Here is a 4,554-nt window from a genome sequence, read left to right on the forward strand (position 1 = left end):
TAGTACAGGTAAGTTCCACGCGATAGGCGTACAGCTTTCCACAGAAAAGGAAGTGTTTCTTCTTGACCTGAACTACCTGACTATCAGTTCAATAAGAGAAGAGCGGGACGCGTTCCTGAGGCGCAGGTATGCGAGGATATCGAGAGCATCCGACGCGAAACGTATCTGTGTGGTTTTCGACACAAAGATAGGCCAGTACAGGAGAAAACTGGCGGAAACCGTGGTGAAACAGGCCGTTGAGATGGGGAAGGAGGCGGTACTTCTCAGTGCCAATGACATGAGGCCGTCCGATTATGAGAACATGAAATGTGATGCGGTGGTATTCACGGGATGTCCGAGAGTTCCCATCGATGACGCTGACAGGTTTTCCATGCCGATTCTCACCCCTCCGGAATTCCAGTCTCTCCTTGGGATCAAGAGAACGAGAGGCTACGTGATGGATGAGATCGTTGCCGTGGACGATCCTCCGTGAAAAGAGGTTTACCGATCAGGTAAGTTTCTGCCGCCTCGACAATCTCGACATCCATTTTTGTGTATCTGGCATAGGAACCCTTGAGCACCACCGGTCTGTATGACATGTCCCTGCCCACCATGGTCCCTTCCTTGCCGTTCTCTGTCACCATAACCTTCATTACCCTTCCAATCTGGGAATGAAGCTTTTCCCTCGTGATTTCCCGGTGCATGTCAGTGTATGCCTTTGTCCATCTCTTCACAAGATTTGACGCCGGTACCTTAGATCCATAATCCCTGGTATATGGCCTGGGGGAAAACCTCGTTATATTGATTACGTCAGGCCTGACAACGCCAATAAGCCTGCAATTCGCCTCGAAACTCTCCTCGTCATCGCCGTGATATCCAGAAATGATGTCAGTTGATAGGGCAATGTCCGGGAAACTCTCTCTGAATGCACCTACAATCTTCAGGAAGTCTGATACGGGATATTCACGATTCATCAATTCGAGAATACGATCATCTCCGCTCTGAACGGGCAGATGAAGGAACTTGAACACCTTATGACTGGAATATGACCTTATCAGGTCAGGGAGGATCTCCAAGGTATTCCGAGGTTCCATCATGCCTACGCGTAGCATGAAGTCGTCTTCTATGGAAGCAATTCGGTCTATGAGCGTGTTTAACCTTAATCCAATATCCTTCCCATAAGCCGCGGTGTCAAGGGAGGAAATCCTGACCTCTCTTATGCCCTTTTCCAGCTGCATAATAACCTGGTTCCGTATTTTTTCAGGGTGCCGAGATAGCAGTTTTCCTCGGGCCAGGTGGGATATGCAGAAGTTGCAGCTACCCGTGCAACCCTGATTTATTGGAATACCCTCAAAGATTGAGGGTTCCCTTATCTCAATATCATCCAGCATGCCAGTGTATAGGTTCCTGAAATCCATGCTGTTTGCCACCTCCACGTTTTCACCTGAAAGCGTTCCGGCGCTTACGGTGGAAAGGCAGCCCATAACCCTCACCTTGGATATCTGTGAAAGATCCTGAATCCTCCTTATCATCCTCTCTTCTGTCTGCCTGATCACGACACACGTACCCATCACAATCAGGTCCGCATCCTCAGGCCTAGTGACCAGCTCTCCGCCTTTCCCAAGGAGGGAATTCACATAAAGACCAGTCTCAGACTTGGACTGGGTGCACCCGTAGGACTCGGAATATATCTTCATCTGTTCGCCTCATCACGACCTGATATTTTTCTGTTGCCCCCGGGTGGCGAAATAATTTATCCTGAAAGTTTCCCTGCGGATCAGGCCTGGATTTTTGTTTCAGTGCTGGGTTGGCCTTTCGCGGAAATCTACACCTAAGATAATTTCAGGCTGTATGACACCCTTATCAACAAAAATTTAGGAAATTATTTTGGAATGCCGCCCTTCATGATCTCAGAGAACCTTTTTTCATCTATTTTCCCGGTAGCCACGGCAAGCTCCTTGATAGACTTCCCCGTGGTTAGGGCTTCCCTGACGATCTTTGCCACGCTATCGTAGCCAAGATACGGGTTCAGGAGTGCAGCTGATCCAAAGCTTCTGGATAGGTGTTCCTGGCAGACCTCCTCGTTTGCGGTTATTCCCTCTATGAGCTTTTCCCTGAACATCTTCATTCCGTTTGTCATTATGTCTATCGACCGGTTCAGCTCATAGTCGATGTGAGGCATCATCACGTTGAGTTCAAACTGCCCGGCCTGGACGGATACGTTCAGGGCATGTTGTGCACCCATGATGGAGTGGCAGATCATGTTCATCGCTTCAGCGATCGACGGATTAACCTTTCCCGGCATTATAGATGACCCCTGCTGCACCGCGGGAATTGTGATCTCGTGCATACCCGTTCCAGGGCCGGAATACATTAATCTGATGTCATTGGCCATCTTCGTGATATCCAGTGCTGCATTGGTTACAGAATTCATCAGCCTGGAGAAATCAGTCATGAACTCCATGATCCCCGGGAGGTTACCGCTCTCCCTGAAGTTTAGAGAGGTGAATTTCCTGATTTCAGAGACAACGTTCTTCTGGAATCCCGGAGACGTGTTGATCCCAGTGCCTACAGCCGTGCCGCCAATGTTCAGCTCCAGGATATAATCGACAGCTGTCTTGAACTCGCCGAGATCCTTTTCCAGGGCATATGCGTAGGCGGAGAATTCTGTCCCAAGGGTTATCGGTGCGGCATCCTGAAGATGTGTCCTCCCAGCCTTAACGGTATGCCTGAACTCCTCCCCCTTCTTCTTCAGTGCATCTACAAGGCGCTGTGCTTCGGGTATATATTTCATTGCCTTTGTTACTGCCGTGACCCTGATCATTGTGGGATAAACGTCATTTGTGGACTGGCTCATGTTCACATGGTCATTGGGGTGTATGACGGCATAGTCACCCTTCTTCTTTCCCATGACCTCGAGAGCAACGTTGGCAATAACCTCATTAGCGTTCATGTTGTAAGATGTGCCCGCTCCGGCCTGGAACAGATCTATGACAAACTGTTCATGAAACTCCCCTGCCAGGATGCGGTCGCATGCCTTCATTATGGCGTCCTTCTTGTCATCCGGAAGCTTGCCTCCCTTGTTGTTTGCTGATGCGGCAGCCTTCTTTATTATGGTCATTGAATTTATGTGGTCAGAGTCGGCAGTCAGGCCCGTGATCATGAAATTGCCCATCGCCCTGACGGTGTTGACGCCGTAGTACTTGCTGTCATCTATGGATACTTCACCAAGAACGTCCTTCTCTTTCCTTTGCATGTACATGACATGGCGAGAGATTATATAGCAATTTTCAGGGTTCACGCATCGCCTCTTGATCATTATGGAGTAATGCAAACAAATCCGGAATAAATGGGATTAGTGATCAGGAACAACCAGAAAACCTATTGGCGTAAAGGAGCAAGTAGATGAAAAACCACATAAAAGCTATCAGAAATGGTGGCATGAAACCAACTGGATATGATGCTAAAGCAGGGGAAACGGGCTTTGATCCAGAGCTTCCCAAACCAGTAATGGGCATTGAGTTCGATTGGAACAGAGTAAGACACACCGAGTGGGCGTCTTACTGTAGTTCCAGCAGAACCTATAAGATGAAAAGAGAAAGATTTGGAAGACGCTATTTGTTAAAGAATAATAAGTAAAAGCTTATAAAACGTTTAATACTTTTTTTCAATCGTGTGGAAGGTAATGCGTATGAAGGATACCGAGGTAGTGATTAGAGTCGCTGGCGCAGCTGGAGATGGTGTCCAGTCAGCAGGGCTAATAATCGCAAAGGCATTCTCTAGAAGTGGATTGTACGTCAATACATACAATTACTACCAGAGTCTGATTAGAGGTGGACAAAGCTGGTACCAGATAAGAGCCGCCCATGACAGGGTTAAGAGTCAGGGAGACGGTCTTGATGTTCTGATAGCGCTCAACAAAGACGGTGTGGAGAGACACACGAACCCGATGATAAACGAGGGTGGTGCATCGCCCCTGGAGGGTATAGCAATTTTTGACAAGGGAATCACTGGTTTTGAGAAGCGGAATGTTACATATTGCGCAATGCCGCTTGAGGAAATTGCCGCGAAGCATGGTAAGAACCCCCTGATGAAGAATACGGTAGCCATCGGAGCCCTTGCCGCTGCCATAAACCTGAATTTTGATATCGTTGCCGGAGTCATAGCGGAACAGTTCGGGCACAAGGGAGATGTGGCGGACCAGAATGTCAGTGCCGCGAAAGAGGGTTTTGATTATTATTCCGCAAATTTCAAGAAGATCAGCAAGAACTTACAGTACAGCGGCAAAGGGAAGTATCTGATGGCCGGCGGCGAAGCCGTTGGCCTCGGTGCTGTGAGTGGCGGGTTGAAGATGTACGTGGGTTACCCCATGACTCCTGCCACTTCCGTCATGCATTTTCTTGCCTCTCATGCAAAGCAGTTTGACATTTTCCTGAAGATATCCGAGGACGAGATTTCTGCTATAAACATGGCCATTGGCGCGAACTATGCAGGCGTGCGTGCCATGACGGGATCATCAGGTGGAGGTTTCGCTTTGATGACAGAAGCTGTCGGGATGTCAGGCATGATGGAGGT

General features: G+C 48.6%; 5 protein-coding genes. 3 read left to right on the plus strand and 2 right to left on the minus strand.

Going from position 1 to position 4,554, the window contains the following annotated elements:
* Nucleotides 1-472: diphthamide synthesis protein (locus QW597_06635; protein MEM0156254.1), on the plus strand; the 472-nt coding region annotated here is incomplete at its 5' end.
* On the opposite strand, the gene QW597_06640 is transcribed toward QW597_06635, so the two are convergent.
* Nucleotides 414-1,676, minus strand: coding sequence for a tRNA (N(6)-L-threonylcarbamoyladenosine(37)-C(2))-methylthiotransferase (locus tag QW597_06640; protein MEM0156255.1), 1,263 nt, complete (start codon nt 1,674-1,676; stop codon nt 414-416). The two genes, QW597_06635 and QW597_06640, sit on opposite strands and share 59 nt — an antisense overlap.
* Nucleotides 1,677-1,861: 185 nt before the next feature.
* Complete coding sequence (locus QW597_06645) at nt 1,862-3,235, minus strand: aspartate ammonia-lyase (GenBank protein MEM0156256.1); 1,374 nt, start codon at nt 3,233-3,235, stop codon at nt 1,862-1,864.
* A 149-nt stretch (nt 3,236-3,384) separates the two neighbouring features.
* Here QW597_06645 and QW597_06650 point away from each other — a divergent pair, with 149 nt between their 5' ends.
* Entirely contained in the window at nt 3,385-3,618 is a 234-nt protein-coding gene (locus tag QW597_06650) for a hypothetical protein (GenBank protein MEM0156257.1), read from the plus strand.
* A 52-nt stretch (nt 3,619-3,670) separates the two neighbouring features.
* On the plus strand, nt 3,671-4,554 hold an 884-nt coding region (locus QW597_06655; GenBank protein MEM0156258.1), incomplete at its 3' end, for a 2-oxoacid:acceptor oxidoreductase family protein.

This window comes from Thermoplasmataceae archaeon (genome assembly GCA_038729425.1).
Classification (GTDB): Archaea; Thermoplasmatota; Thermoplasmata; order Thermoplasmatales; family Thermoplasmataceae; genus B-DKE.

Bases quoted from the DNA above. Each gene is read 5' to 3' on its own strand.
- QW597_06640 (MEM0156255.1), bottom strand. From the start codon at position 1,676: ATGAAGATATATTCCGAGTCCTACGGGTGCACCCAGTCCAAGTCTGAG.
- QW597_06645 (MEM0156256.1), bottom strand. From the start codon at position 3,235: ATGCAAAGGAAAGAGAAGGACGTTCTTGGTGAAGTATCCATAGATGAC.
- QW597_06650 (MEM0156257.1), top strand. From the start codon at position 3,385: ATGAAAAACCACATAAAAGCTATCAGAAATGGTGGCATGAAACCAACT.